Source organism: Nosocomiicoccus ampullae, from assembly GCF_019357495.1.
Lineage (GTDB): Bacteria > Bacillota > Bacilli > Staphylococcales > Salinicoccaceae > Nosocomiicoccus > Nosocomiicoccus ampullae.
This window is the reverse complement of sequence record NZ_CP079110.1, coordinates 201,547-227,208: the sequence shown is the minus strand read 5'-3', so window position 1 is coordinate 227,208 and position 25,662 is coordinate 201,547. Positions and strand designations below refer to the sequence as shown.

The following is a 25,662-nucleotide window of genomic DNA, read 5'->3' as shown; positions in this document are numbered from 1 at the left end:
AGCTAATTTATTATACATTAAAAGTTCTAAATGATAAAGTTATTCAAATTAAAAGCACCGATATTAATCGGTGCTTTACATTTTCTCTTTAACGAGTTCTTTACTGATTTTATAGTCGATTGCTTTAAATAAGCTTTTCTTCCACATTTCATGGTTATACAAATTCACGTATGCATGCTCTGCGTCAATCACAGTAAACTGAACTTTTGAGTCTTTTGTTTTCTGTGCGATTTTATGCATATGATAACTCGGAATTGTACCGATGTGGGTGTATTCTGTCGACATATCAAAATCATTTAACGCAATAAATGGCTTGTTGTCTTTTAAAAATATACCACCTTGTACACCGTAATTATCCATCGCTTCATTATTATAATCGATCGTATTTCCGTCTAATTTAATTGAATAACGGTATGTTTCACCGATGACAGTATAAGTATCTTCTAACTGCTCGTAGACCGATTCAGGTACTCCAGGACGTCTTACGACGTGAAAATTATCCGAAAGGTAAACTTCAGCAAGTGAATACGAACCAATTCCCCAAGCAACTGTTGGTTTATTACGCATCATACTAAATATTTCATGATGCTGTTCTGTATAGTTTCTTCTCATCGTCAACTCATCGCCAGATTCTAACACATTCGAGCCACTCTTTTTAATGCCGCCAGCAACTGCTAAGTATACTCTTCCGCCACGGTCCGAACTGTGAAACGTCAGGACGTCACCGCGGTCTAGAATATACATACGGTTCGCTGACAATGTTTTATCACCAACTGTTACGTCAAACAACGCTCCAGAAAAAGCGATGACTGTAGGTTCAGTAAACTGGATTTTTGCTGGTCGAATCACCATTTCGATTGTTTTTTCATCAACATCGTTACCGACAAGCTTATTTGCGATTTGTGGAGATAACTGATCGAGTGCATCAGACGAAGTCACAACTGTTGAAAGTAGTCCTTTATCTTGAATTATAATACTCATTATTTCACACCTACCACTTCTACAAGCTTTTCTATAACGATTTCTGACGGATCGACGACACTGAGTCGTTCCATTATTTTCGTTGGATAATATAACAGATTTACAGTCGATTGAGTCATTACGATGTCATAAATTTCGTCGGATTTAATCGCGTTAAATCGTGTTAACATTGACTCTTTTTCATCATCAGTAAATGCTTTGTCGCTTTGGTACGTTATTACGCACTCGCCATTTTCAAAAATCATAATACTCTCCTAACTTTCGCTATAAAATATTTCTAATTTTTGACTGATAAAATCAATCACACCGTCCATAATAAAACCGACAGTTACGACGCTTAATAGTATTCCAACTAAAACTACACTTAAAGCAATAAGTGTAATGTCGTTTTCATATAAATATGTACTAATATAAAATGATGCTATTACAATTACGATTAGCACAATAAATAATATCAGCGTAAACATGATTCACCCCTAAACATGCAAGTTTACTTTTACCCACTCTCTTAAGCTGTTAATTAAATAGATATCTATTTTTTTCTCATGATAAAGTTCAATGAATTCCTCTAACGTATAATCACGTATTTTAATCTTACCACTGTCAATTAAAAACTGTCTCATTACACCATTTAATAACCCATTTTCTCGCGGTGTATAATATCCATCAGCTTCTTTAACAACAACGTTACCAATATTAAATTCTGTAATTCTATTTTCACTGTCATAATATAACGCAAATGGGTAAGTTGTTGTCACATACTGACTTCTAACAGTTGTTTTATACTCTAAAAATTCTGAGTCGGTCGGTGCCATTTTTAATACATTCGCATCGACTTCTTCTTTATCTTCTAGTAAATCGTGGGTAATTTTTAAGTCATTATTATATTCAACACGCAACCTATAAATACCAGTATATAAACCATTTTTTTCAACATAAGAGCGTAGTGCATCTTCAAAATCAAACGCGTTCAATTTAAAATGATGAATTGCACCGTCTATCCGTTTCTTATGATAAGACAACCGCTTCACTTCACCATTATCTAAGCGCATCGTTTCAATTAAACTAAACATACGCTTGCTCTAAAAACTTAGATTTTGCAAGAATCTCTTTATATTCACTCGTTTTATTTGAATTATACGTAATTCCGCCACCTGCTGCGTAAGTATACTCGTTACCTTCGATAACGATTGTACGAATTGGTACGTTGACAACGACTGTTTCATCGTCATGGAACATACCTATTGCGCCGCAGTAGTAGCCACGTTTTGTCGATTCAAGCTCTTCGATGATTTTCATCGTCATTAGTTTTGGTGCCCCTGTAATCGAGCCACATGGATATAATGAAGTAAATATCTCTCTAAATGGTATATCTAGCAGTTTTCCTTCAACTGTAGACGTCATTTGAAATACTGTGTTGTATTTTTCAATCGTAAATAATTTCGGCGCTTTCACCGATCCAGGTTCTGACACTTTTGAAACGTCATTTCTTAATAGGTCAACAATCATGACGTTTTCTGCACGATCTTTTTTAGAGTTTCTTAAAAAATCGTAGTTTGCTTTATCTTCCGCATCTGTTTCACCTCTTGGGGCTGTCCCTTTCATTGGACGCGTGCGGATTGTTCTGTCTTTATCGATTTCAAAAAATAATTCCGGAGAACAGCTAACAATTTGTAAATCGTCATGTTCAATATACGCCGTATACCCACCATTATTCTTTTTTGTTAACGTTTCATATAGCGTATGCGCATCACCAGAAAACTCGCCGTACATTCTCGTCGTGTAGTTCACTTGATACGTGTGACCATCACGAATATAGTCACGTACTTTTTCGATATTATTTTCAATTTCTTCTTGAGTTTCAGCCATTTTATATTTTGAAATTACATAGTCGCCATTTTCTCTAGATAATAAAAATTCTTCACGTGAGACAGGTGTGTCGTACACTGCTGCTAAAAATTCTTTTTTATTGTCATCATGTGACTCATACGTTACTGCAAAAATACCGTATTGACCATTTTTCTGAGCAGTTTCTAGATTATCGAGTGCTTCTTGAAGAGATATATTTTCATCATATACAGCGACTGGGTCAATGAAATATAAATCTTCGACGACTCCATTTTTTGTAAAATTCATATGTGCTTTCATTTAATATCTCTCCAATGCTATGTTTATAAAATTATTAATTTGTTCATGACCGAACTCTGAAAGAATAGATTCTGGATGATATTGAACGCCAAAGATGTCATATTCTTTATGGCGAATGGCCATAATTTCATCATCCGCAGTACCGGCAATTAAAAACTCGTCATTTTCACCTTTACAAACGAGTGAGTGATAACGTGTGATATCAATATTATTTTTAATATTGTTAAATATATATGTTTCGTCGTGAGTTAATGTATATGTTTCACCATGAACTGGACGATTTAAGTGGCTCACTTCTCCACCTGTCATATGCCATAACATTTGATGACCTAAGCAAATGCCAAAAATTGGAGTTTCACCCCAAATTTCTCTTAAAAAGTCAATGACTTCTGGTCGGTCTTTTGGATGAGATGGGCCAGGTGAAACCACGACCCCTATAATACTTTTCTCATCTATGATATCATTGTAAAGTTCATGTGGTTGTTTTACGATTACATTTACATCTTTTTTGTTCGCTTGTAAATAGTGAACTAAGTTATAAGTAAATGAGTCGTAGTTATCAATCATTAGTAAGTTCATTTTAAAAATCCTCTGCAAATTAGTTATTCTTATATTTTATATGAAAATTTATTATATATAAAATATAAAGTTGCATTTGTATGATTTATATATTTAAATATTCTCTACTTACAATTTAAATATTAAAGAAAGAAGGAAAAAATGTGGGAAATAACTATACACGTCTAAAAATATGGACGAAAGATTTTATCATTATTTTATTCGCGAATTTCTTTATATTCTTATCATTCCAAATGACGTTACCGACATTACCACTTTTCGTACAGGATCTAGGATTAAATAACAAATACGTCGGACTTGTCGTTGGGATTTTTACATTTAGTGCATTACTTATCCGACCAGTCGCCGGCACTTGGTTAGACACAAAAGGTCGACGCTACGTATTTTACTCTGGTTTACTTATCTTTTTAGTTTCTACTTATTCATTAACAGTGAGTACAATGCTACTTTTATTACTCATCGTGAGAGTTGCTCAAGGTGTTGGCTGGGGGTATCTTACAACAGCAACAGGTACAATCGCCACTGACTTAGTCCCACCAGAACGACGCGGGGAAGGTTTAGGTTTCTTCTCAATTAGCGGTAACATCGCACTCGCATTAGGTCCTGCGCTTGGATTATTTTTAGTCGATTACATTTCGTTTAAATTATTATTCATCATCTGTGGAACATTAATTCTAATTGCGTTTTTATTAGCTACCCAACTTAATTACGTAAAACCAGATCGTGAGACGTATGAAGATAATACTTACCACCGCTTTGACGTATTTGAAAAAACAGCATTGCCTGCGTCATTTTTACTTATGTTTGTAACATTTACTTTTGGTGGTATCGCGTCATTTTTACCAGCATATACGATTGAACTGGACTTTCCATCACATTCTGTTCAAATTTACTTTGTCGTTTATGCTTTAGCACTATTATCCACACGTTTCTATGCAGGTCAATTATTTGACCGCCACGGTATGTCTATTGTATTTATACCAGGAATCATGATGATTTTAACAGCGATGATTATGATGTTTTCAATGACAGCACCTAAGACTTTATATATCGCAGCAATCTTTTATGGTTTAGGATTTGGATTCGTACAACCCGCTCTCCAAGCGATGGCAGTGAATCGCGCTGCACCTAACCGTCGCGGAATGGCTAATGCAACATTTTTCTCATTCTTTGACTTAGGTGTTGGACTCGGAGCATTAATATTCGGTATTGTCTCTGACTTTTTTGGATATTCATATATTTATTTAATTAGCGCGATCAGTATCATCGTAGCGTTTAGTATTTATTTACTATTCGTTCTGACATTAAAAAAAGATAAATAAATTAAATTTTATTTCAGGTTTATGTTTAGTAAATTTGTTAAGGGGAATACACTAACTATCAGATAATAATACTGGTATTTAAAATTAAATTTAATGTTTATTTTTGAGATAAACTTTTGGAGGGAATTATTATGTTCGGTTGGTTATGGACATTAATCGTCGGTGGTATCCTTGGTTGGATCGCCGGAGCAATTATTAGTAAAGATATTCCAGGTGGTGTGATTGGTAACATCATCGCAGGTTTAATCGGTGCGTCAATTGGTAACGCACTCGGATTAGATATTGGACCAACAGTTGGCGGTATGAGTATCGTTGGTACATTACTTGGTGCAATTATCTTAATCTTAATTGTATCATTTATCTTTAGTGCCCTTAAAAAACGAGGCTAGTAAATAATAAAAAAAGCGTCTAAAGCGGATATCCGTTTTAGACGCTTTTTTAATCTTCTTCTACTTCATCGTAACCATATATATTACGATATAATGCAACTGTTTTTATTGTGTGGTTGTCTGTTTCTAATACGACCCATTTATCTTCTGTTGTATCTACCGCATCGCCCTCTTCTAGTTCAGGGCTAATATTTTGTAACCATCCACCAATCGTGTCGATATCTTCACTATTTTCAAATTCGATACCAAACATTTCTTCTAAGTCTGAAAGCAACATTCTTCCATTTATATGATAAACATTGCTTTCATGCTCAACTTTAATGATTTCTGGCTCTTCATCTTCATCGAATTCGTCACGAATTTCACCAACGATTTCTTCTAGTATGTCTTCCATTGTCATCATACCAGCGGTTCCACCGTACTCATCGATGACGAGTGCGATATGGACACGTTCACGTTGCATTTTAATTAAGGCATCTGATATGTGTGAAACTTCGGTAATTACTGGAAGTTCATGAATATAGTCTTCAATATCGTGATCCTCACCAGATAAATGTTGTGTGAAATATTCTCTCACATTTATAAATCCAATAATCTGGTCTTTGTCACCAGACTCGTCAGTAACTGGATAACGCGTATAACTATATTCGTTTACCGCTTCTAATACACTATCTAAAGTAATTGGTTGTTGTAGAGAAACCATTTGAGTTCTTGGAACCATAATATCTTTAGCGGTTCTTTCATCAAATGAAAATATATTTTTCATGTACGCAAGTTCTGTTAAGTTAATTTCTCCACTTTTATAACTTTGTGTCATGATAATTTTCAATTCTTCTTCTGAGTGTGCATGTTCTGTCGATAAATCTTTAATACCGATAAGTCGTACGAGTGCACGTGCACTACCATTCATTGACCATATAAATGGTTTCATAATTGCTCCGAAAATATATAATGGTCTTGAAAAAATTAACGTCATTTTTTCAGCATATTGAATTGCGACTGTCTTAGGTGCAAGTTCACCAATCACAACGTGAATGAACGTCACTATAGTAAACGCAACGATAAAACTCACTACCGTCATATATTCTGCAGGTATATGAATTAAATTAAATAATGGATTTAAAAGTATTGAGAATGTTGATTCACCAATCCAACCAAGTCCAAGCGCTGTAATTGTAATTCCCAATTGACATGCTGATAAATAATAATCGAGATGTAAAATCATATGTTTTACAAGCTCTGCCTTTTTATTACCTTCGTCGATATATTGATCAATTTTAGATAGTCTTGCTTTAACAAATGCAAATTCAGATCCTACAAACATCATCGTTAGTAAAATAAGTAGGACAAATATAAATAAATTTAAGATTGTGGTCGTAGCCAATACGTTCCCGAACTTCGGGTTCACCTCCATAGTATAACTATAGAAAAATAAGTCTCTTTACTTTTTTCAATATAGTATTGATATTTTACCATATCCCTTTAATTTTGAATATAATTATACAATTATTGTTGAAGAAAACCTTGCTGAATAAGTGCTACTTTTGACGTCTTACTTTTTAAGCCTTCACGCGTCACTGTTTCTATAATTTCTCCATCTTTTAAATAGTGAATATAATCAAACGATTCTAAATGACTAAAGTCATGTGTGACAACAATTAGCGTTTCTTTTTTTAAAATTAATTGCCACATTTTTTCTCTTAATTTCTCATTTAAATGTGCGGTTGGCTCATCCATTATCCATGTGCTTTTATGTTCTAAAGACATTCGGATTGCGTGCAGTCGTTTTCTTTCACCGGCTGAAATTTGTGCGCTTGAAAATATATAATCGTCTAATTTTAATGATTTCAGTTCAAAGTATTCAAGATAGTCGTTTAACGTATGATGGTCGACATCATTTTTACCAAACATCGTTAAATTATCTTCGAGTGTGCCATTATAAAAATCTAAAAATTGTGGCATGACACTGGAATCTTTTGTAATCAGTTGGTGAAGTAGTGTAGACTTTCCTGATCCACTTGGTCCAATAATAACGTGCTTTTCACCTTCATTTATATTTAACGTCACGTTTTTTAGTACGTCACGTTTTGAATTTTCATATCGATACGTTAAGTTTTCAACCGCTAAATTGTTATTAAATATTTCTTTACTTTCAGTACTTGCTTCTAGCATATTTACAGTATTTCTTACACGTTGAACTTCACTTATCGGCTGCATAACAGGGATAAGTACTTCTACAACGTTTATAAAAATAAGAATAATCATCGGAAGAAGAAGTACATCGTTCGTATACATAATAATAAGTGCAATACCAATAATCTGTAGAATCTGTGCGTACATCTTGATATAACTTACAGCATCTTGTCGACTTTTATTTAATTTCGCATGTTCCTCAATTAACGCTTTAATTTTGTTTCTTTTTTCTTCGACTTCTTTATTGATAAAGAGATCTGAATATCCGTAAATCAAACCGTAAATATTTAAATATAATTCAGACTCTGTGCTTTCTTTTTCATCATAAAGCTTAGTACTTCTACGCTTAAATAAAACTGGGATAAAAAGTAATACAAATAACGAAAATAAACTGAGGATAATCAGTAATTTTATATCGATATATAGTGACAACAGAGTAATAATCAGTGCGATTGTAATCGCAGTAATGATTGGGTAGATCATACGAATATAGTAGTTTTCAATCTCATCAAAGTATTGATTCAGTTTTTCAATTAAACGAACGTCTCTCATATTGTTTCTACGTGTTAACGTTTCTCTTAAAAATCCAACACGGAGGCGGTTAATCATTTGAAACGTCGCTTCATGCGAGTAAAGTCTCTCGAAATATTTAAATACACCTTTAGACATACCACTTAATTTGATGATGACGATAATTAAAATAATCGTAATAAGTGGTGGGTTAAAATAACTCAGGCTTATCATGTAACCACTTAAACCAAAAATTAAAACGCCAACAAGTCCACTTAGTACTCCGAGGATAATGCTGAAAAACACTTTTAATTGTTCATTTTTTAAGAAGTTCATGCACTCACCTCTAGCGTTTCATTTTTCATTTTGATATGTGTATCTGCGATATCTAATAATTTTTCTTTATGAACGACGGCGATAATTAAATGATTGTTCTTTAATTCTTTTAAATGCTCTAACACGACTCTTTCTGTTTCTTCATCTAAAAATTCTGTCGGTTCGTCCATTAAAATAATTTTAGGTTTTAACAGTAACACTCTCGCAAGTTTTAAACGAACGATTTCTCCACCACTTAATGGCACATTATTATTTACAATTAGCGTATTTAACCCGTCATCTAGCGACATAATACTCGTATATAAGTTTAAATCTTTGAGTACTTCGTTAATTGTCTCATCATCTACATTTTCAAAGTATTGTTTAAACGTAATATCTGAAAGATATAGATCGTCTGAAATGTAACCAAAATCATCATGTGGGATTATAATTTCACCAGACTCTACAGGTTTTAAGCCCCCGATTGAATTTAAAAGTGTTGTCTTTCCGACACCGGATTTTCCAGTAATCGCGATAAGACCTGTATCATTAAAATTTAATGTCGTATTTTTTAATAACTCTCGGTCTGTTTTTAATGTAATATTTTTAAGTTGAAGAATATCTCCGAAAGTACGATATTCTCTCGCTTTCGGCTTTATACTCTCGTTAAACTTTTCTAAATGACCATCCGCGAGTTTTCCGTTATGAAATTCTGTACCCATCACTTTTAATGACGCGTAAAATTCTGGCGCCATCAGTAAAACAAAGAAACTTTGGTAAAACGTTATATTTTCAAAAATAATAATTCTAAGACCGACTTCTAAAGCCGTAAGTCCAATACCTAAAATCGTTATAAATTCTAACATTAAAGTCGATTGGAATGCGTATTTTAAAATGTGCATCGTCGTCGTTAAAAAATTTTCATTGCTTGTTTCAAGTGTATCGTTCGCTTCTTTTTCAGCATTTGTAAACTTCACTGTATCTTTACCACGTACTAAATTTAAAAATAGCGTTCCCATCTCATCGAACTCTGTCGCTTGAGTGAGTGCTTCATCTTCAGTTTTAAGGCCGACTAATATATAAAATAGTGGTATAAAAGGCGCAGTAGTTAGTAAAATAATTGCAGCAATTGGTTCAATGAAAAATAACACCGCAATTATTAAAACGACTTTTGTCGTCGTTAAAACAACTGTCGGTATAAAGCTCATTTGATATGGGCGATATTTTTCTAAATGTACAAATAACGCGTTTAATATCGATTCACTCTCTCGTTTAGAGTTAACGTCAATACTATCTAATAGCTGATATGCTTTTTCAGTAACTATTGTACTCGCCACTTGCCCCGAGTATTTGTTGTACATAAAAGTCACAAGTACAAAGAGTAAAAAGTAAACGACCATTAATATTAAAGAGTTACTGACATCTGTTTTAAATATAATTAGCCTTTCGAGTAATTTAGATAGTTCGTGACCAAATAATATATAAAATAATGCGATGAATACCGATATTAACGTATACTTTACTAAATACATTTTATCAATATCTAATTTCAACACTCCACCTCCATTAAAAAAACGTGGGAGATCATTTCTCCCACGCTTATTATCCCCCGATATAGCTCATGTTAATTTTGTTACGTGCTTTTCTTTCTTCTTCGGTAATTTTATGACGAATTGCTGAGTACTGATCATCGCGCTTATTCCATACGCCCATCAGTACGTCTTCTAAATCTTCATCAGAAATACCGCTACGTAGAAGCGACTTAATATCAAATCCTTCAGTTGCAAATAGACATCCGTAAAATTTACCATCTGCAGAAAGTCTTGCACGTGTACAAGATGAACAGAAGTTTTCAGACACACTCGTAATAAAACCTAAGTGTGAATCTGTATCTCTATGTTTATAGACTTTTGCTACTTCTCCAAAATACGCTGGCTCTAACGGGTCGAGCGTGAACTCTTCACGTAACATATCTAAAATTTCTTCTTTAGATACTACTTTTTCAAAGTTCCAACCGTTATCATTACCAACGTCCATAAATTCAATAAAACGTAGCGTTACTGGTGTATCTTTAAAATGACGCGCCATCGGTACAATTTGATGGTCATTTAACCCCTTTTGAACGACCATGTTCACTTTAATATCGTACCCAAGAGAAATTGCATAATCGATATTTTCTAAAATTCTCGATGTACCGATTCCTCGGTCGTTAATTTGACCGAATAGTTCGCTGTCTAAAGCATCTAACGATATATTTAAACGTTTTAGTCCCGCATCATATAGCTTTTTACCATGCTTTTTAAGCAGTAGTGCATTGGTCGTCATTCCGATATCTTCGATACCTGGAATGTCATTTAATTTTTCGATTAATTTATATAAATCTTTACGCATGAGTGGTTCTCCACCAGTAATACGTAATTTTTTAACACCTAAGTCTGCATATACGCGAGCAAGTCTTTCAATTTCTTCGAAAGATAACAAATGCTCTTGTGGTAAGAAAGCATAATCGTCACCAAAAATTTCTTTTGGCATACAGTACTGACATCTAAATTGACATTTATCTGTCACTGAAATACGGAGATCTCGAAGCGGTCGACCAAATTTGTCAGTCACTTGTTTCATATATATCCTCCTCTAGAGAATATCCGTTTTACGATTGATGTTTTGAAACATCGATTCAGTAAATCCATATTCTTTAATGTTTAACGCAACATAGTCTTGGTGTTTTAAAAACTGACGGATACTCAGCTTTTTACTTTCGAGTTGCTGTTTTAAATCTTCAACGATCGTTTCACCGTGATAGACTCCAACTAACGGATGGAGTTGTTCACCTTCAGTAATAACAATTTTTCCTGTTTCAATCGCAGTATCGACGAGTATTTTTAACCATTCACTCGGTATATACGGTGTATCTGTTGAAACAACTACGACGTAATCGTTTTTATACTCTTTAAGTAATGCATATATACCGCCGAGTGGTCCGTGATCTTCAAATTCACTATCGTCGACAATCGTTTTAAACGGATGAAATTTATCTTTAAGTCTTAAATTTGTGTTGACAACGATTGTATCACAGACAGTACTATTCTTTAAACGATTCACAACGTGCATATACATCGGTGTATCGTTTAACTCATATAATGACTTATCTGTACCAAAACGCGTTGAATTTCCACCTGCTAAGACTGCACCGATAACCATTTAACCACCACTCACTGGTGGAATTAGCGCGACGATGTCGGTTTCTTTAATGACTGAATCATCTGTTTCAAACGATTCGTTGACTGCAACCTGGAAGACTTCACCGTCTAATTCTGGATAATCAATATATATACGGTCCTTTAATTCTTTAACCGTAATCGTATCTTGAACCGGCAATTCGATATGATCATCGCCAATTTTTTCTTTAATGCCTGCAAATACTTTAATTTTCACTTCTATCCACCTCCACACTTGAATGATAATGTCTTGAGTCACCAATCCACTCTTCGCCGTCTTCCCAAATTTCTTTTTTCCATATTGGAACAATTTCTTTTAGTCTGTCGACAGCATACATATTCGCGCGGTATGCGTTATGTCGGTGTGGTGCAGACGTTAAAATAACGACTGCGATTTCAGTCGCATCGAGTTTCCCGATACGGTGAGCGATACTCGTTTTAACGCCTGGCCATTTTTCGCTAATTTCATCAGCAATTTGTGCGAGCATTTTTTCGGCCATCGGAATGTACGCCTCATACTCTAAGTACACTGTTCGAGTGCCTTGTGTCCATTCACGAACGTGACCAGTAAATGTCACAACACCGCCTTGATGTTCATCGAGAACATACTGCTGATATTTAACGATATCTATTGGTTCAGTTACTATTTCGAACTGCTTCATTTATCTATACTCCAACCTTCAAACCATTGTAATATCGCATCTTTTTCAGATGCTACATTATAGTAGTTTACCACATTCGTTAGGCTTAAATCTCTTATGTCGCCTTTTTCACCAGTGAATGAATGTGTAAGTACAATCTTTTCATAGTCTTCGTTTTTATATCCTTCAATTAAGACTACATCGACTTTATCGTTAAGTGTTTTAATTTGATCATTTAAATTCGGTCTTCTATGTTCATGTTGAATGATATAGTTCGGTGTATTCATAATTGTAAATTCACTATAACGACTAAATTTTCCAGTGTCAGTCGTATCATCGATATCGACGTGATGATGTTTAATGACAGCAGCTTTTAAATTTAATGACTTCAAAATTTTTAAAAATTCTACGATTAGAGTTGTTTTTCCTGTGTCTTTATATCCGACGACTTGTAGAATTTTCATTGTTTCACTTGAAAATGAGAAACGCCACTCGTTACGTCTGTCATCATCACTTGTACTTCATCTCCCGCTTCAAATCCACGAGTACCACCTGGTAAGACGATTACTCCGTTACTTTTTGCAATTGAAGTAACTGCGTTCGACTTATTAAATCCTGCAGGTTTAGAAATGACTGTACCATCAATAAAGTCAATTTCAGCACGGATGAAACGTGTAAATGGATTTGCTTTTTTAAAGTCTTCACCGAGCTTTGCATTGATAAACGGTGCAAATGCACGTGTAGAACCTTGCATGAGTAAAATCGCAGGACGTGCGAACAATTCAAAACCTGAATAACATGCGGACGGATTACCACTTAAGCCGAATAAGAATTTGCCTTGTGCTCTCGCTACTGTTGTTACACTTCCTGGACGCATAGCGACTTTGTTAAATAGAACTTCCGCGCCAAGTTTGTCATACACTTTTGGAAGTAAGTCGTAATCTCCAACAGACACACCGCCTGTTGTAATCACTGCGTCGACTTCATTAAACATCTTTTCAATTTTTTCAAGTAACGTTTCTAAATTATCTTCTTCAAGGTTATAACGTTTTGCGTGTACACCGATTCTTTCTAGCTGCGCCATAATCATCGGTGTGTTAGAGTTTCTAATTTTACCGCGCTCTAATTCATCAGATACTTCAAGTAACTCACTACCTGTAGATAACACACCTACAACCGGTACGCGGTACACTTTAACTTCAGCGTAACCAAATGTTGCGAGTGTTGCGACAGTACCTGGGTTAATTTGACTCCCTTTATGAAGAATGACTTCACCTTTTTCACATTCCTCACCTTCTATTGCAACGTTATCGTACGGCTCGAATGTTTTACGTAACGTAAACGTATCTTCAGTAACGTTTGCTTGCTCGAACATTACTACAGTGTCTGCAGATTTTGGCAACTCTGCACCTGTCATAATACGGAATGCTTCATATTCTTTTAGTTCATAATCACTCATACTACCTGCAGGTACTTCTTCAACTACTTTAAATTCCGCACCTTTTGCTGAATCTTGACTACGAATCGCGAAACCATCCATCGCAGAACGTGTAAATAAAGGTACGTTGTGCGTTGCTGTTAAATCTTCTGCAAGATAACGATTGTAACTATCTTCAAGTTTAACCGTTTCAACATCTATATGTGATACATTTTCTACTACTTTACTTACCGCATCAAATACTGAAATCGGTTGTCTATTTAAAGTCACTAAAACCTCTCCTTTTGATATAATGAACGTAATACTTATGAACTATTATACAAAAAGAGGGGTTTTTATGTCTAAGTTTACTCACTTTAACGAAGAAGGACGCGCGAAAATGGTTGATGTATCAGAAAAGAATGTCTCGTCACGCGTTGCAACTGCAGAAAGTATTATCGAAGTTAGTAAAGATATATATGAAGGAATCATCAACGAAAAGATGAAAAAAGGTGACGTATTAGCCGTCGCACAAGTCGCTGGCATTATGGCAGCAAAAAACACGCATCAAATCATCCCAATGTGTCATCCGCTTCAACTTTCAGGTATTGATATCTCGTTTAATTGGGATACTGATGACGGTTATAAATTACACATTAAAGCGACGGTAAAAGTCAAGGGACAAACCGGTGTAGAAATGGAAGCCTTGACAGCTGCAAGTGCTGCGGCACTTACAGTGTACGACATGTGTAAAGCACTCGATAAAGGTATGATTATTAGAGAAACAAAACTGTTAAGTAAATCTGGTGGGAAATCAGGAGATTACTTTATCTAAATATAATTTTAAACCCGAGAAATGTTTTATTTAACACTTTTTCTCGGGTTTTGTTCATTATATTGATTTATTTAACATATATTTTAGAAAGATGACGATTTTTGTTAAATATAATTTTTTATTGAACATATTTCAGTATTACCGTGCGAATTTTGTTAAATAAAGCTTTTTATCTAACAAATAAAGGTCCTTCAGCCTCAATTTTGTTAAATAAACTTTTCCAACTCAATTAAAACACCCGAATAGCAAAAGTCACTATTCGGGCTTATTTTTAATTTTCTTTATTTAATTCAAATACTAAATGATTTAACTCTGGAACGATAAGCTTATCCATTCCTAATTTTACCGCACCTGTTGAGCCAGGTAGACTGACGATAAGTTGATTATCGTGTGTCCCCATAGCTGCGCGAGATAAAAGGCTTCTTGATCCGATGTCTTCTGTATACGACAGCATTCTAAATAACTCACCGAATCCTTCGACTTCTTTATCAAATAACTCACTTACCGCTTCAATTGTAACATCTCGTTTAGCAATTCCTGTACCACCTGTTGTGATCACGACGTCTAAACCTTTTTCCAGTAGCTCTTTTACTGCTTCACGGATATTGTCTTTATCGTCTGTCACGATTAAGTGATTCTCATCTTCAACAACTGCGTTTAGGTCACCGAGTTTTTCGATGACGAGTTTTCCACCTTTGTCAGTTTCTTTTGTACGCGTATCACTGACTGTGATCACACCGACGGCAATATCTCTATCGATTTTTTCTACAATACTCATAAAATCTCTCCTATCCAAATAATTGTGCGACAATCGTGCGTGCTTTATCTTCTTTATTTAAACCGTGTATTAACATGCGCCCATTTTTAAAGACAACAATTCGGTAATCATCATAATAGAATTCGATGAAGTACGGTGTTTCTTTGAAATCTCCGAGACGTTTTGCCGTTTGAAGTGCAAGATCATACGTAATATTATCGTCGTAAATTTGAACAGTGTCTCTACCACATAGACTTAGTGCTTGGTGATTATCGTTATATGACGGGTAGTTTTCATGGACACACGTTTCACAGTCTTTATTTTTAATATTATCAAATGCGATACGACTATGCTCGCCTGACCATAAGTCACCAAACGTCATATAGTGCTTATTAAATGATTCACCGACAAGTAGTTGAATTGCGGTTGTGACTTGTATTGATACTGCTGTATGGACAGCTGGTGAAATCACACCTGCTGTGTCACACGTTAACGTATTCGATGGAAGCACCGGCATTATGCATCTATAGCACGGCGAATCCTTAGTAAATGGTGCGCTAACGTAAGATGATTCTATAACAGCTGCGTGTACCCACGGGATTTCGTGTTTATAAGACACATCATTAATTAATAGTCTCGTTTCAAAGTTATCTGTACCATCTAAAATTAAATCAACGTCATGTTCTTTGACTAGCGACTCTAAAAAGAGTGCGTCCACATGGTTAACGTGTACTTCAATATCAAGGTCCTCACGTATTTCTTTTAAATGCTCATAAGCAGCTATTGCTTTAGGCTTTTGATCGTCAACATCTTTTTCAGTGTAAAGTGTTTGACGCTGTAAGTTAGAAAGTTCAACGTAATCTCTGTCGATTAAAATGAGTTTCCCAATACCTAGACGGGTAAGCATCTCACTAGACACTGATCCTAACGCTCCAACACCAACAATAAGGACTGTACTATCCAGCAGCTTTTGTTGACCATCTTCACCAATATTTTTATATAAAATTTGTCGACTATAACGTTCAATATTCATAATTTCACCTTGAGTTTAATCATCTAAATTAGAATACCATATTTTATAAGGTACGATGAGCGTTCTGCTTTGTAAAGAATATGTAAATATTAAGATAATTTTCTTAAACATGATAAAATAACTTACAAATATATGTATCGATATTCAGGAGGTTATTATGCATAAAATTCTCGTTGTAGACGATGAAACGTCTATCGTAACATTGCTAAAATTTAATTTAGAACAAAATGGTTTTGAAGTCATTACGGCAAGTGACGGATTAGAAGCGATTGAACAAGTGAAAAAGGAATCACCAGACGTCATCGTATTAGATTTAATGCTTCCGAAAATGGATGGTATGGACGTTGCAAGATCACTTCGCCTCGATAAGATTCATACGCCAATTTTAATGCTTACAGCAAAAGACGACGAACTCGATAAAATTCTCGGCTTAGAAATTGGCGCTGACGATTATATGACAAAACCTTTTAGTCCACGAGAAGTCGTTGCAAGAGTCCGTGCAATTTTAAGACGTATCAATCTTGAGTCACATACAGAAGAAGTCGACGAGACGATTCAAATTGGCGAGTTAACTCTCGATTTAACCAACTACTCCGTCTATAAAAACGATAAAAAAATCGAACTTACAAAAAAAGAGTACGAGCTATTAGTTTATCTTGCTAAAAATAATCAACGTGTACTTTCTAGAGATCAGTTATTAAATGGTATTTGGAATTTTGATTTTGACGGAGACACTCGTATTGTCGACGTTCATATTGGTAAGTTAAGAGAAAAAATCGAAGATAATCCTAAATCACCAAAGTACATTCATACAGTGAGAGGCTTCGGTTATAAGATGGAATACTCCGATGAATAAGTTATGGATTAGAATTACTGTTTCGTTTTTCATCATTTCAATTGTTGGATTATGTATTATGTTTTTCTTTGTAGAAAACGTGAACCGAACGACGTATGAATCACTATCCAGCCAACGCTTAAAAGAAGATAGCGAACTCGTTTCAAGTTTAATTGAAAATGATACGATTGATTTAAATTATAAAAGTATACAACCATGGATCGAAAGTTTAAAACTTTCAGATTCAAACCGCTACACGATAATCAATCGTACTGGTCAAGTCATTTACGATAGCGAAGCGAACTCATTACATATGGAGAACCACCTAGATCGTCCGGAAGTTCGGTCAGCGTTAAAAAATGAATCGGTGAGTGAATCATTCCTTCGGGAAAGTGACACTGAAAAAGTCAATATGATGTATATCGCTTCACCAATTCAGTCAGATGGGGAAATCGTTGGTTTCGTTAGAGTTTCAACAGCGCTAAAAACAATTGAAGCAGTAACGAATAAAATCTGGGTATCCTTACTTGTCGTATTTACTTTAATTTTAGTTGCAACACTAATTTCAGCTGCACTACTTTCATATAAAATTACACAACCCATTCAAAAGATTAATGACGCCACTAAACGTTTAGAAGAAAAAGATTATAGTGCACGTATTAACGAGCCTTTCCCCGCTGAATTAAATACGCTAAGTGAATCGATTAATTCACTTGCTGGGAGTTTAAACGAATACGTGACAGAAATTGTAGACCAATCTAAACAGCTGGAGAGTATTTTATCGAATTTAATTACAGGTGTAATACTCATAAACCCTGAAGGTAAGATCGTCGTTGCGAATGAAGCAGCACTAAATTTAACTAGTCTGACGCGCGAAAACGTTATTGATAGTGACTACCGCGAAAGTTTAGTGCCATTAAATATTTTAAGAGATATTCGCCACGTCTATAAATACGATAAAATCATCAACCATGACGTTTACTTATATACACCTGAAGAAACAGTATTAAATTTTTACGCAGCGCCTTATTACGGTCAACGATGGGAAAGACGTGGAGTCATTGTCGCGCTTCATAATATTAGTGACATTAAACGATTAGAAAATGTCCGCCGTGACTTTGTCGCAAATGTTTCACACGAATTAAAAACACCAATTACGTCAATAAAAGGGTTCGCAGAAACGTTAATTGAAAATGATGAATTGCCAAAAGAAGTCGAAAAGGAATTTTTACAAATTATTTTTGACGAAAGTGTACGGTTAAATGCACTAATTGCCGATATTTTAAATTTATCTAAAATAGAGAAACAACAAATTAAATTAAACGAAACGAATTTCGATTTAACCGAACTCGTCTATACGACCGTTCGACCAATGAAACGATTATTTAAAGATAAACAATTAAATCTTACGTTACCTGAAAAATCTGAGCACATACTTTTTGCAGATAAAGAAAGAGTTGGACAAATACTCATAAACTTACTATCAAATGCCGTCAATTATACTCAAGATGGTGATGATGTTGAAGTTCGAATCGAAGAAACTGAAGAATTCATGAAACTCATCGTCCACGATACTGGTGCTGGAATTCCTGAAGAAAGTATCGATAGATTATTCGAAAGATTTTACAGAGTCGATACCGCGAGAAGTAAAAAAGACGGTGGCACTGGTTTAGGATTAGCGATTGTTAAGCACCTTGTCGAACTGCATGGCGGAACAATAGCTGTAGACAGTATTGAAGGAGAACACACAACGTTTACAGTTACGTTTGAGAAGTAAATAAAATAATGTTGATACAAAAAACTCGCCTAATGGCGAGTTTTTTTATTGTCTTCTGATTAAGTTTTCTAGCGTAATCATTTCAGTTACTTGCTTTTCCAAACGCTCGAGTCGTTTGTAAACAAAGCTAACTTCACTATTCGTGTTATCAGAATTGTAGTCATTTGTGAGTCGTTTAACTTTGTATAACGCGTCGATAATTTCAACTTCTTTTTTCTGTAAATCTGCGTCATACACGTCACTCGGTTTTCTTTCCTCAATGAGTGGATGTACTGTATCTTCTAATAAATTAACGTACTCTTCAATTTTTTCTTTTAACTGATCATACGCTTGGTGGACGTTCTCATCTTTAAGGATTTTATCTGACACTTTTTTAATATACTCATGAAGTACAGGAAGTTCATCTTTAAAATCTTCGATGTAACGGTCAGTTACTGTTTTTGATAAATCTTGTGGTGTATGGTTGACGTAATTTGTCACTGCCTCATCTTCTATAAATGATTTTAAGTCGTTCACGAGTGCATCATTTTCTAAATCCGCTTTATTCGCAATGTCCTCTACTGTTAAGTTTTCATTTACAACAAATTCTAATGACAGTGGTCTTAAAACCTCACCAATATTTGGATAATCTATAAATAATTTTTGTACTTTCGTGTTTTTGTCTAGCGCCATGTTGATCGCCTCCTAATTATTACTTCTTATATTGCCGTTTATGTGTAATTTCAAACACACAGTTTCATGTAAATCGTTTACGGGTAAGTTATAATAATAAGTAAACAGTGTAACGGAGGTTTAAAAAATTATGAAAGATAAGATTAGAATGGCAGCGACAGTGCTCCCTGTCCTACTCGTCCCATTAATTAAAAACAGAAAAGAAGTTAAAAAACATCCTGACGTAAAAAAACTCGCTAAAAACTCAAATATTTTATATGATAAAGTAAAAGATAAAGCTCAAGTCGTTACTGAAGTTGGTGCAACAGGTTATAACGAAACCCGCGACTTTATTTCATCAAAATATCAGAATTCTAAACAAAAACATGCGTATAATAAACAAATTAAAGATTACAACAAACTACAAAAAGAACTTGAAAAATTAGAAGCTGATTTTGAAAAAGATAAAGACGCACATCGTAACGCGCGTTTAGAAAAAGAAGCAGGCGTTTCTACACCAAGTAACGAAGAGTTAGAGTCACGCATGCAAGTTTCGAAAGGAAGTCAAAAATTGAACATTCAAAAACCAGATACTAAAAACGTACGTGAATTAAACGAGAGATTCGTTGAAGGTACAGAGTATGAAGAAAGCTATGAACCCGGTAGTCTTCACCGAAAACATAAAGATGCTTTAGATCCTAAAAGTGCACGTCTTCGTGAAGAGAGTAAAGATCTAAAAGAAAAAAGAGAAGCTTCAAGAGACGAATCATTATTCGGTAAACATCGCCGTGAAAACGAACGTCACATTCAAAATATCGGCAGAAAAACTGGTTACGGCGAAGCGTATCAAAAATCTGATTCACTTCGAGAATTCCAAGACTGGAAGGAAAAGCATAACAACTAATGAAAATTAATAGAGTTTCTGTTTTTTGTGGTGCACGTTTAGGTAACAGTAATCAGTTTAAAGAAGACGCATATCGCCTCGGTGAAATTCTCGCTAAAGAAGAAGTAGAACTCATCTATGGTGGTGGAGGCCTTGGTTTAATGGGCGCAACTGCAGACGGCGCGCTAGATGCTGGCGGTGATGTGACAGGTATTATACCAACCGTCTTAGTCGATAAAGAAATGGCGCATCCGCGTGTTAAAAATATGAAAGTCGTCGACACGATGAGTATTCGTAAAGATATGCTCATCGACGAAGCAGATGCAATCATTGTATTACCAGGTGGAGCTGGAACAATGGAAGAATTTTTCCAAGTGTTCGTTTCCGGACAAATTGGGTTTCAGCAAAAACCGATTGCCCTTGTCAATACAGACGGTTATTATGACTCATTATTTGAGTTATTTGAGACATTTATTGAAAATGACTTTTTAGAAAGAAGATTTTTAGATCTTATTATGAAAGTCGATTCTGTTGATGACGTTATTAATCAATTAAAATCATACAGACCTGTTGAAGGGCGTACGAGAGAAGATATAGAAAGCGGACATCGTGATTAATTTCAGATGTCCGCTTTTAAATTTCTTTTTTAAATATTAAGCTTGGTGCTTTTCTATGGCCTTCTATAAAATATGGATCGATATATTCATAGAATTTTTCCATTCCAATTTTATCAATTACATTAAGCGCTGGTAAATTCTTTTTTGAAACAAACGCATACACTTCTTTAATATCTGTTTTTTTACGAACAAATTTTAAAATAGCATTTGCTGCTTCTGTCGCTAACCCTTGATTCCAATGTTTTTTATCAAGTAAGATAAACAACTCCACTGCAGGGAATAAATCTTCAATTTCATCGAGATGTAAACATTCGTCATATTGCTTAATTCGAATTCCCGCAATACCAATCATTTCTTTAGTCGATTTTTTCTCGAGCGAAAATAATCCGAACCCTCTATCGCGTATACTACCTGACATTTCTTTAACGAGTGCTTCGACTTCGCTATTTGAAAACACGCTCGGAAAATACTGCATCGTATCCCGCTCTTGCATTATTTCTTTTAAACATTCAACATCAGAATGATTATAATCTCTAAACAATAAACGCTTTGTTTTTATATATGTCATTTCTCGTCTCGATGGTTATAATTAATCAGTTGAATGTCTAATTTTTTCTTGTGTAAATCATAATCAACGAGGTGTTTTTCTTTACTCACATTTGTCACGACACTTATAAAATCTTGTGAATCTTTAATATCAAAGTGTAAATAAAACGTGTCAAACGTATCTTCAGGCATTGGTTGCTGAGATACACTACGTTTAGATGCTAACTCATTAAAAATTACTTCATTTTGTACAACTGTACCGAGCTCTTGCTGTAATTCTTCTAAAGACATTTTTTCGTTTTCCATTAACACAAAATCACTTTCGTACATAACTATCTTCTCCTATTCTTTTTCCATCTGGTTTAATTCATCTTCTTTTGCTTTTACTTTTTGCTTTAAATCTTCATTGTCACTCTTTAATTCATTAATTTGACGTTCTAAATCTGTAATACTTTCTTCAAGCGCTTGTATGTCTTGTTCTTTTTGACTTGGACTACTACAAGCTGTAAGAACTACCGTACTAAGTAACACGATTAAGGCACGTTTCATATTATCACCTACATATATAGTAATTATATCACTTCACTTCAGCGATTAAAATTTACTTGAGTATAATTCCTTGATAAGAGATACTTAAACAAAGAGGTGCTATTTATGTTTGAATGGGTAAAACTCGGTGTCACAATTATATTTATTATTTTGATGGTCATCGTGTTTTTTAAAAAGAAAAATGTTTTAAATTGGTTAATTATATTATTAATTCTTCACTCGATAATTATATTTTCACTCCGATTTTTTATCGGTAACGAACCGCTCGTCGATTCTATTTTGAGTGTAGTCTACTTTGTAATTATAACGATTTTTGCAGTGTTGATCCTTAAAGCTTTAAAACTAAATGATGAATAAAAATAAAACGTCCCTAAGGGGACGTTTTTAAAATACAAAGACATCGAGTACGAACCATAAAATAATTAATGTGTACACGACTATTTTAAATAATGTTGTCGTTACGAAAGCTGCGAGACTACCAAGTGCTGCTTTTAATGCTTTCGACGCATCTTTATACATAAACATTTCTGTAATGAATACTAAAAATAACGGAACGAATATTACACCAAGTGGCGGATATATAAACATACCTAAAATTACACCGATGATTGCTGCCCACTCACCTTGAGTTGTACCACCGAGTTTTCCGACGTAGTATTTCGTAATGGCCATATCACTAATAAAGACGAGAATCGTAAATACTCCGAGTATTAACCAGAACATAATGCCTAGATTATCTCCAACGAAAAATGTGTAAATTAGAGCACCAATCCAGTACATAAGAATAGACGGGATGACCGGATATACTAGTCCAACATATCCCATTAAAAATGATAAAATAATTAAAATCCATAATATAGTTTCCACTTAGATTTCACCTACTCTCAATTGTGATTTTGTAAATGCAAATAATAATACTGAAGTAAACATTAATCCACTACTAAATAAAAATGCAGTGTTTACACTAAACATATCTGAAATTAAACCGCCAAGTAAATTCCCAAGTAACTGTCCAATAACCATACCATTCGCAAATAATGTTGACGCGTATCCTGGGAAGTCAGGTAATAAGTCTTGGAAATAACTAATACCAAGACCAAGTAATATAGCTAAGAAAAATGCGAGGACAACTTGGCCAACTAAAATGACTGTAAAACTTTGGAAAAGTCCGATTGACATAAAGAACAATCCACCTAATACTCCAGCAAACATTAATAAATGTTTCGTTTCAAATTTAGATGCGATCCAGCCAATTCCTATCATAAATGGTACTTCTAATCCGGCACAAAGTGACGCGAGGACTCCTACTTTTCCACGGTCTTCACCAAGAACTTCTGTCACGTATAGTGGCATATTGAGTAAATACCCCCACTGACCGACGTATAATAAAATAATCGCAATAAACGGTAAAATTAATACTGGTGCACTAATTAAACTTGGTGCTGATTTTTCATCTATCTGACTAATCGATACTTCACGGTCTACTTTTGTCGGCTTAATAAATAACGTTACAACAAAAACAACCATAAATATAACAACCGTACCAACAAATAATCCAGTAAAATCATATCTTGCAATTAATATCGATCCAATTAACGGACCAAATAGAAACCCAAAACTAAACATCGAACGAAGTACAGTATTTGCAAATATTTTTAAACGTGTATCGTTACTATTATTTTTATTAACAGATTCTCTTGCTGATGCATATAACTGTGGAAGTCCAGGCGCACCAAGAGAGAAAAATATAATATAACCGATGACTAAAATCACTGTATGATTTAAAACTAAAAATAGCGAGAACGTAATAATTTCCATGACAATTGCGATAAGTAATAAATACTTTCTATCAAATGATAATTGGTCACTAAATCGTCCGACAATTGTATTCACAACGAACGAACCTATCGCACCAGCAGCCATAAATATACCAAATTGAGTGACAGTTAAGCCGTGATTATCAGTCATATAAAGCACAAGGAATGGCGTTGTAATTGCAACTGCCATTCCGTATAAAATCATATTTACTAAAAATAGTTTATAGTTTTGTATTTTAAATAATTTTTTAAGCATATATATTCCTACTTATATTCGTCTTCTAATAATTTTAAAAAAGTTTTCACTTGAGGCAATTCTAGCATCTGGTTGTCATACGAAACATATGTAGACCTTAGTAAAGGAATATTATCCACTTCAACTTTTTCAGTATGAAACTGAGTTAAGTCCATCGTATCCGTAATAACACTCGGTAACACTGTCATCCCAACACCTTTTAAAAGCAATTCCCGACACGTAATAATCTGATCGACATAGAGCTGCGGGTTATACGGCTCATTAAAACGTGTCTCAAAAAATTGTTTCATCTGGTTAATATACCACGGATCTGCTTGAAATTCGATTAAAGGCTCATCTTCTAAATTACGGTTTTTCGGCGCGACTAAATAATGCTCGTCTGTAAATAATAACTCATTTTCTAAGTTTAAAATTTTATTTCCTCGAATAATCGCGAGGTGATATCTGTCGACGTTTTCAATAATTTTAGATGATGATCCAACTTCTAATTGTACGTTAACGTTCGGATACTCTTTTAAAAATTTACGTAAAAGATCTGGCATAATTAAATAACCGAGTAACGATGCGACTCCAATGGTTAATTTACCTTCCACCTGGTTTTTATTAATTAAAATATTTTCTTTTAAAAGCCCCTCTGTCTCAACTATTTGTTTCGCATGCTCAATAATTTTTTCACCCGCACTCGTTTTAATGAGTTCCTTTTTTGTACGGATAAAAATCTGCACTCCCCAGTAATTCTCAATCGTTTTTAAACGCTGAGAAACGGCAGGTTGAGAAATATACAGCTTTTCTGCTGCTTGACGTAATGTTTTTTCTTTGTCGAGCGTTACGAGTAGCTCATAATCATCAAATCTCATTGGTTTCTCTCCATTATTGCCTGATACATAAATTTTCCACGATTTACAACTTTGTCAAACTGAAATTGAATGAGATTTTCTAGATCATAGGCGATTTTATACGCAAAATCACGTTCTTCCGGTGTCATTTTACCTTGCTTTAGCGCTCGAATAACGTCGTCCTCGTCAACAATTTCACTTCGTCCATCTGGCAATGCGAGTACATCTAAATACATATCTTCACGCCTTGCGTGTCCAAGTTCTAGGGTATGTGACTTGTTGATGTCAAAATAGTATTGAAGTGGTTGATCATTATCATCAAACATAACAGTCAGACTAAAGTTTTCGTCTTCCCCCATCATCGTTATCCATTTATAGTTGTTGTCTACAACTTTAACTTTTTCTCCAACGATATTTATAACAAGTGGGTGGTATACCTTTTTAATATAAAAACAACCGATTAAGACATTTTGTCCATCGTATTTCGTTAAAATTTCCTCATAGTCGGAATGTTTAATTCGGCGCCAGTTCTTCTTATCTAAATACTTTGTCTTCAT

Annotated in this window: 33 protein-coding genes; 8 read left to right on the top strand and 25 right to left on the bottom strand. The window is 34.6% G+C overall.

Annotation, left to right across the window (positions count from 1 at the left end; all coding sequences use genetic code 11):
* Window positions 1-75: 75 nt before the first annotated feature.
* From KPF49_RS01205 to KPF49_RS01180, 6 genes are read right to left on the bottom strand one after another with little or no spacing between them, the layout of a single operon-like run.
* Window positions 76-981 carry a 5-oxoprolinase subunit C family protein gene (locus KPF49_RS01205; RefSeq protein WP_183673243.1) on the bottom strand — a complete coding sequence of 302 codons (906 nt, stop codon included), beginning with the start codon at window positions 979-981 and terminating at the stop codon, window positions 76-78.
* The gene (locus tag KPF49_RS01200) at window positions 981-1,226 is read right to left on the bottom strand and encodes a hypothetical protein (RefSeq protein WP_183673241.1); all 246 of its coding nucleotides are present in this window, start codon (window positions 1,224-1,226) and stop codon (window positions 981-983) included. Before KPF49_RS01200 ends, KPF49_RS01205 begins: the two co-directional genes overlap by 1 nt.
* Before the next feature lie 9 nt (window positions 1,227-1,235).
* Entirely contained in the window at window positions 1,236-1,448 is a 213-nt protein-coding gene (locus KPF49_RS01195; protein WP_183673239.1) for a hypothetical protein, read from the bottom strand.
* Between the two features lie 9 nt (window positions 1,449-1,457).
* Window positions 1,458-2,054 (bottom strand): aminotransferase class IV, encoded by a 597-nt coding sequence (locus KPF49_RS01190; RefSeq protein ID WP_183673237.1) that lies wholly within the window; start codon window positions 2,052-2,054, stop codon window positions 1,458-1,460.
* Window positions 2,047-3,129 (bottom strand): aminodeoxychorismate synthase component I, encoded by a 1,083-nt coding sequence (gene pabB / locus KPF49_RS01185; RefSeq protein WP_183673234.1) that lies wholly within the window; start codon window positions 3,127-3,129, stop codon window positions 2,047-2,049. The genes KPF49_RS01190 and pabB overlap by 8 nt, the downstream gene beginning before the upstream one ends.
* The gene (locus KPF49_RS01180; protein ID WP_183673233.1) at window positions 3,130-3,708 is read right to left on the bottom strand and encodes an anthranilate synthase component II; all 579 of its coding nucleotides are present in this window, start codon (window positions 3,706-3,708) and stop codon (window positions 3,130-3,132) included.
* A gap of 143 nt (window positions 3,709-3,851) precedes the next feature.
* Between KPF49_RS01180 and KPF49_RS01175 the strand changes: the two genes are divergently transcribed.
* Together KPF49_RS01175 and KPF49_RS01170 are read left to right on the top strand one after the other, a co-directional pair.
* Window positions 3,852-5,030 carry an MFS transporter gene (locus KPF49_RS01175; protein ID WP_246562756.1) on the top strand — a complete coding sequence of 393 codons (1,179 nt, stop codon included), beginning with the start codon at window positions 3,852-3,854 and terminating at the stop codon, window positions 5,028-5,030.
* 131 nt (window positions 5,031-5,161) lie between these two features.
* Window positions 5,162-5,419 carry a GlsB/YeaQ/YmgE family stress response membrane protein gene (locus KPF49_RS01170; RefSeq protein ID WP_183673231.1) on the top strand — a complete coding sequence of 86 codons (258 nt, stop codon included), beginning with the start codon at window positions 5,162-5,164 and terminating at the stop codon, window positions 5,417-5,419.
* A 49-nt stretch (window positions 5,420-5,468) separates the two neighbouring features.
* On the opposite strand, the gene KPF49_RS01165 is transcribed toward KPF49_RS01170, so the two are convergent.
* The 9 genes from KPF49_RS01165 to KPF49_RS01125 form a co-directional block, all read right to left on the bottom strand.
* The gene (locus KPF49_RS01165; RefSeq protein WP_183673229.1) at window positions 5,469-6,803 is read right to left on the bottom strand and encodes a hemolysin family protein; all 1,335 of its coding nucleotides are present in this window, start codon (window positions 6,801-6,803) and stop codon (window positions 5,469-5,471) included.
* Between the two features lie 122 nt (window positions 6,804-6,925).
* On the bottom strand, window positions 6,926-8,458 hold the full coding sequence (locus KPF49_RS01160; RefSeq protein ID WP_183673226.1) for an ATP-binding cassette domain-containing protein: 1,533 nt from the start codon (window positions 8,456-8,458) through the stop codon (window positions 6,926-6,928).
* Complete coding sequence (locus KPF49_RS01155; protein WP_183673224.1) at window positions 8,455-9,990, bottom strand: ATP-binding cassette domain-containing protein; 1,536 nt, start codon at window positions 9,988-9,990, stop codon at window positions 8,455-8,457. Before KPF49_RS01155 ends, KPF49_RS01160 begins: the two co-directional genes overlap by 4 nt.
* 49 nt (window positions 9,991-10,039) lie before the next feature.
* Entirely contained in the window at window positions 10,040-11,059 is a 1,020-nt protein-coding gene (gene moaA / locus KPF49_RS01150; protein WP_183673222.1) for a GTP 3',8-cyclase MoaA, read from the bottom strand.
* Between the two features lie 12 nt (window positions 11,060-11,071).
* Window positions 11,072-11,638 (bottom strand): molybdenum cofactor guanylyltransferase, encoded by a 567-nt coding sequence (locus KPF49_RS01145; protein WP_183673220.1) that lies wholly within the window; start codon window positions 11,636-11,638, stop codon window positions 11,072-11,074.
* On the bottom strand, window positions 11,639-11,872 hold the full coding sequence (locus KPF49_RS01140) for a MoaD/ThiS family protein (protein ID WP_183673218.1): 234 nt from the start codon (window positions 11,870-11,872) through the stop codon (window positions 11,639-11,641).
* Window positions 11,862-12,317: a molybdenum cofactor biosynthesis protein MoaE gene (locus KPF49_RS01135; RefSeq protein WP_183673216.1), complete on the bottom strand. Its 456-nt coding sequence runs from the start codon at window positions 12,315-12,317 to the stop codon at window positions 11,862-11,864. The genes KPF49_RS01140 and KPF49_RS01135 overlap by 11 nt, the downstream gene beginning before the upstream one ends.
* Window positions 12,314-12,760 (bottom strand): molybdopterin-guanine dinucleotide biosynthesis protein B, encoded by a 447-nt coding sequence (gene mobB, locus KPF49_RS01130; protein WP_183673214.1) that lies wholly within the window; start codon window positions 12,758-12,760, stop codon window positions 12,314-12,316. Before mobB ends, KPF49_RS01135 begins: the two co-directional genes overlap by 4 nt.
* Window positions 12,757-14,004, bottom strand: a complete 1,248-nt coding sequence (locus tag KPF49_RS01125) for a molybdopterin molybdotransferase MoeA (RefSeq protein ID WP_183673213.1) — start codon at window positions 14,002-14,004, stop codon at window positions 12,757-12,759. The genes mobB and KPF49_RS01125 overlap by 4 nt, the downstream gene beginning before the upstream one ends.
* Window positions 14,005-14,071: 67 nt before the next feature.
* Between KPF49_RS01125 and moaC the strand changes: the two genes are divergently transcribed.
* Complete coding sequence (gene moaC / locus KPF49_RS01120; protein WP_183673212.1) at window positions 14,072-14,548, top strand: cyclic pyranopterin monophosphate synthase MoaC; 477 nt, start codon at window positions 14,072-14,074, stop codon at window positions 14,546-14,548.
* Window positions 14,549-14,819: 271 nt separating this feature from the next.
* On the opposite strand, the gene KPF49_RS01115 is transcribed toward moaC, so the two are convergent.
* The gene (locus KPF49_RS01115) at window positions 14,820-15,326 is read right to left on the bottom strand and encodes a MogA/MoaB family molybdenum cofactor biosynthesis protein (RefSeq protein ID WP_183673210.1); all 507 of its coding nucleotides are present in this window, start codon (window positions 15,324-15,326) and stop codon (window positions 14,820-14,822) included.
* A gap of 10 nt (window positions 15,327-15,336) precedes the next feature.
* Window positions 15,337-16,338 (bottom strand): ThiF family adenylyltransferase, encoded by a 1,002-nt coding sequence (locus KPF49_RS01110; RefSeq protein ID WP_183673208.1) that lies wholly within the window; start codon window positions 16,336-16,338, stop codon window positions 15,337-15,339.
* A gap of 154 nt (window positions 16,339-16,492) precedes the next feature.
* Here KPF49_RS01110 and KPF49_RS01105 point away from each other — a divergent pair, with 154 nt between their 5' ends.
* Both KPF49_RS01105 and pnpS read left to right on the top strand, forming a co-directional pair.
* Entirely contained in the window at window positions 16,493-17,194 is a 702-nt protein-coding gene (locus KPF49_RS01105; protein ID WP_183673581.1) for a response regulator transcription factor, read from the top strand.
* Window positions 17,187-18,950, top strand: a complete 1,764-nt coding sequence (gene pnpS / locus KPF49_RS01100; RefSeq protein ID WP_183673206.1) for a two-component system histidine kinase PnpS — start codon at window positions 17,187-17,189, stop codon at window positions 18,948-18,950. The genes KPF49_RS01105 and pnpS overlap by 8 nt, the downstream gene beginning before the upstream one ends.
* A gap of 45 nt (window positions 18,951-18,995) precedes the next feature.
* On the opposite strand, the gene KPF49_RS01095 is transcribed toward pnpS, so the two are convergent.
* Entirely contained in the window at window positions 18,996-19,622 is a 627-nt protein-coding gene (locus tag KPF49_RS01095; protein ID WP_183673204.1) for a hypothetical protein, read from the bottom strand.
* Between the two features lie 130 nt (window positions 19,623-19,752).
* Here KPF49_RS01095 and KPF49_RS01090 point away from each other — a divergent pair, with 130 nt between their 5' ends.
* Together KPF49_RS01090 and KPF49_RS01085 are read left to right on the top strand one after the other, a co-directional pair.
* Window positions 19,753-20,505 (top strand): hypothetical protein, encoded by a 753-nt coding sequence (locus tag KPF49_RS01090; RefSeq protein ID WP_183673202.1) that lies wholly within the window; start codon window positions 19,753-19,755, stop codon window positions 20,503-20,505.
* Entirely contained in the window at window positions 20,505-21,101 is a 597-nt protein-coding gene (locus tag KPF49_RS01085) for an LOG family protein (RefSeq protein ID WP_183673200.1), read from the top strand. The genes KPF49_RS01090 and KPF49_RS01085 overlap by 1 nt, the downstream gene beginning before the upstream one ends.
* A gap of 16 nt (window positions 21,102-21,117) precedes the next feature.
* On the opposite strand, the gene KPF49_RS01080 is transcribed toward KPF49_RS01085, so the two are convergent.
* From KPF49_RS01080 to KPF49_RS01070, 3 genes are read right to left on the bottom strand one after another with little or no spacing between them, the layout of a single operon-like run.
* Window positions 21,118-21,669, bottom strand: coding sequence for a GNAT family N-acetyltransferase (locus tag KPF49_RS01080; protein ID WP_183673198.1), 552 nt, complete (start codon window positions 21,667-21,669; stop codon window positions 21,118-21,120).
* Window positions 21,666-21,977, bottom strand: coding sequence for a hypothetical protein (locus KPF49_RS01075; protein WP_183673196.1), 312 nt, complete (start codon window positions 21,975-21,977; stop codon window positions 21,666-21,668). Before KPF49_RS01075 ends, KPF49_RS01080 begins: the two co-directional genes overlap by 4 nt.
* 12 nt (window positions 21,978-21,989) lie before the next feature.
* Window positions 21,990-22,196, bottom strand: coding sequence for a lipoprotein (locus KPF49_RS01070; protein WP_183673194.1), 207 nt, complete (start codon window positions 22,194-22,196; stop codon window positions 21,990-21,992).
* A gap of 105 nt (window positions 22,197-22,301) precedes the next feature.
* On the opposite strand from KPF49_RS01070, the gene KPF49_RS01065 reads away from it, so the two are divergent.
* Window positions 22,302-22,553: a hypothetical protein gene (locus KPF49_RS01065; RefSeq protein ID WP_183673192.1), complete on the top strand. Its 252-nt coding sequence runs from the start codon at window positions 22,302-22,304 to the stop codon at window positions 22,551-22,553.
* A 27-nt stretch (window positions 22,554-22,580) separates the two neighbouring features.
* On the opposite strand, the gene KPF49_RS01060 is transcribed toward KPF49_RS01065, so the two are convergent.
* The 4 genes from KPF49_RS01060 to KPF49_RS01045 are packed head-to-tail and all read right to left on the bottom strand — an operon-like array spanning window position 22,581 to window position 25,662.
* The gene (locus KPF49_RS01060) at window positions 22,581-23,063 is read right to left on the bottom strand and encodes a DUF456 domain-containing protein (protein ID WP_183673190.1); all 483 of its coding nucleotides are present in this window, start codon (window positions 23,061-23,063) and stop codon (window positions 22,581-22,583) included.
* The gene (locus tag KPF49_RS01055; RefSeq protein WP_183673188.1) at window positions 23,064-24,269 is read right to left on the bottom strand and encodes an MFS transporter; all 1,206 of its coding nucleotides are present in this window, start codon (window positions 24,267-24,269) and stop codon (window positions 23,064-23,066) included.
* A gap of 8 nt (window positions 24,270-24,277) precedes the next feature.
* Window positions 24,278-25,126 carry a LysR family transcriptional regulator gene (locus tag KPF49_RS01050; RefSeq protein ID WP_183673186.1) on the bottom strand — a complete coding sequence of 283 codons (849 nt, stop codon included), beginning with the start codon at window positions 25,124-25,126 and terminating at the stop codon, window positions 24,278-24,280.
* Entirely contained in the window at window positions 25,123-25,662 is a 540-nt protein-coding gene (locus tag KPF49_RS01045; RefSeq protein ID WP_183673184.1) for a ribonuclease FAU-1 family protein, read from the bottom strand. The genes KPF49_RS01050 and KPF49_RS01045 overlap by 4 nt, the downstream gene beginning before the upstream one ends.

Coding starts and splice junctions, on each gene's coding strand:
- KPF49_RS01205 (WP_183673243.1), bottom strand. CDS start 981: ATGAGTATTATAATTCAAGATAAAGGACTACTTTCAACAGTTGTGACT.
- KPF49_RS01200 (WP_183673241.1), bottom strand. CDS start 1,226: ATGATTTTTGAAAATGGCGAGTGCGTAATAACGTACCAAAGCGACAAA.
- KPF49_RS01195 (WP_183673239.1), bottom strand. CDS start 1,448: ATGTTTACGCTGATATTATTTATTGTGCTAATCGTAATTGTAATAGCA.
- KPF49_RS01190 (WP_183673237.1), bottom strand. CDS start 2,054: ATGTTTAGTTTAATTGAAACGATGCGCTTAGATAATGGTGAAGTGAAG.
- pabB (WP_183673234.1), bottom strand. CDS start 3,129: ATGAAAGCACATATGAATTTTACAAAAAATGGAGTCGTCGAAGATTTA.
- KPF49_RS01180 (WP_183673233.1), bottom strand. CDS start 3,708: ATGAACTTACTAATGATTGATAACTACGACTCATTTACTTATAACTTA.
- KPF49_RS01170 (WP_183673231.1), top strand. CDS start 5,162: ATGTTCGGTTGGTTATGGACATTAATCGTCGGTGGTATCCTTGGTTGG.
- KPF49_RS01160 (WP_183673226.1), bottom strand. CDS start 8,458: ATGAACTTCTTAAAAAATGAACAATTAAAAGTGTTTTTCAGCATTATC.
- moaA (WP_183673222.1), bottom strand. CDS start 11,059: ATGAAACAAGTGACTGACAAATTTGGTCGACCGCTTCGAGATCTCCGT.
- KPF49_RS01145 (WP_183673220.1), bottom strand. CDS start 11,638: ATGGTTATCGGTGCAGTCTTAGCAGGTGGAAATTCAACGCGTTTTGGT.
- KPF49_RS01135 (WP_183673216.1), bottom strand. CDS start 12,317: ATGAAGCAGTTCGAAATAGTAACTGAACCAATAGATATCGTTAAATAT.
- mobB (WP_183673214.1), bottom strand. CDS start 12,760: ATGAAAATTCTACAAGTCGTCGGATATAAAGACACAGGAAAAACAACT.
- moaC (WP_183673212.1), top strand. CDS start 14,072: ATGTCTAAGTTTACTCACTTTAACGAAGAAGGACGCGCGAAAATGGTT.
- KPF49_RS01115 (WP_183673210.1), bottom strand. CDS start 15,326: ATGAGTATTGTAGAAAAAATCGATAGAGATATTGCCGTCGGTGTGATC.
- KPF49_RS01110 (WP_183673208.1), bottom strand. CDS start 16,338: ATGAATATTGAACGTTATAGTCGACAAATTTTATATAAAAATATTGGT.
- pnpS (WP_183673206.1), top strand. CDS start 17,187: ATGAATAAGTTATGGATTAGAATTACTGTTTCGTTTTTCATCATTTCA.
- KPF49_RS01095 (WP_183673204.1), bottom strand. CDS start 19,622: ATGGCGCTAGACAAAAACACGAAAGTACAAAAATTATTTATAGATTAT.
- KPF49_RS01090 (WP_183673202.1), top strand. CDS start 19,753: ATGAAAGATAAGATTAGAATGGCAGCGACAGTGCTCCCTGTCCTACTC.
- KPF49_RS01085 (WP_183673200.1), top strand. CDS start 20,505: ATGAAAATTAATAGAGTTTCTGTTTTTTGTGGTGCACGTTTAGGTAAC.
- KPF49_RS01080 (WP_183673198.1), bottom strand. CDS start 21,669: ATGACATATATAAAAACAAAGCGTTTATTGTTTAGAGATTATAATCAT.
- KPF49_RS01075 (WP_183673196.1), bottom strand. CDS start 21,977: ATGTACGAAAGTGATTTTGTGTTAATGGAAAACGAAAAAATGTCTTTA.
- KPF49_RS01070 (WP_183673194.1), bottom strand. CDS start 22,196: ATGAAACGTGCCTTAATCGTGTTACTTAGTACGGTAGTTCTTACAGCT.
- KPF49_RS01065 (WP_183673192.1), top strand. CDS start 22,302: ATGTTTGAATGGGTAAAACTCGGTGTCACAATTATATTTATTATTTTG.
- KPF49_RS01055 (WP_183673188.1), bottom strand. CDS start 24,269: ATGCTTAAAAAATTATTTAAAATACAAAACTATAAACTATTTTTAGTA.
- KPF49_RS01050 (WP_183673186.1), bottom strand. CDS start 25,126: ATGAGATTTGATGATTATGAGCTACTCGTAACGCTCGACAAAGAAAAA.
- KPF49_RS01045 (WP_183673184.1), bottom strand. CDS start 25,662: ATGAAGACAAAGTATTTAGATAAGAAGAACTGGCGCCGAATTAAACAT.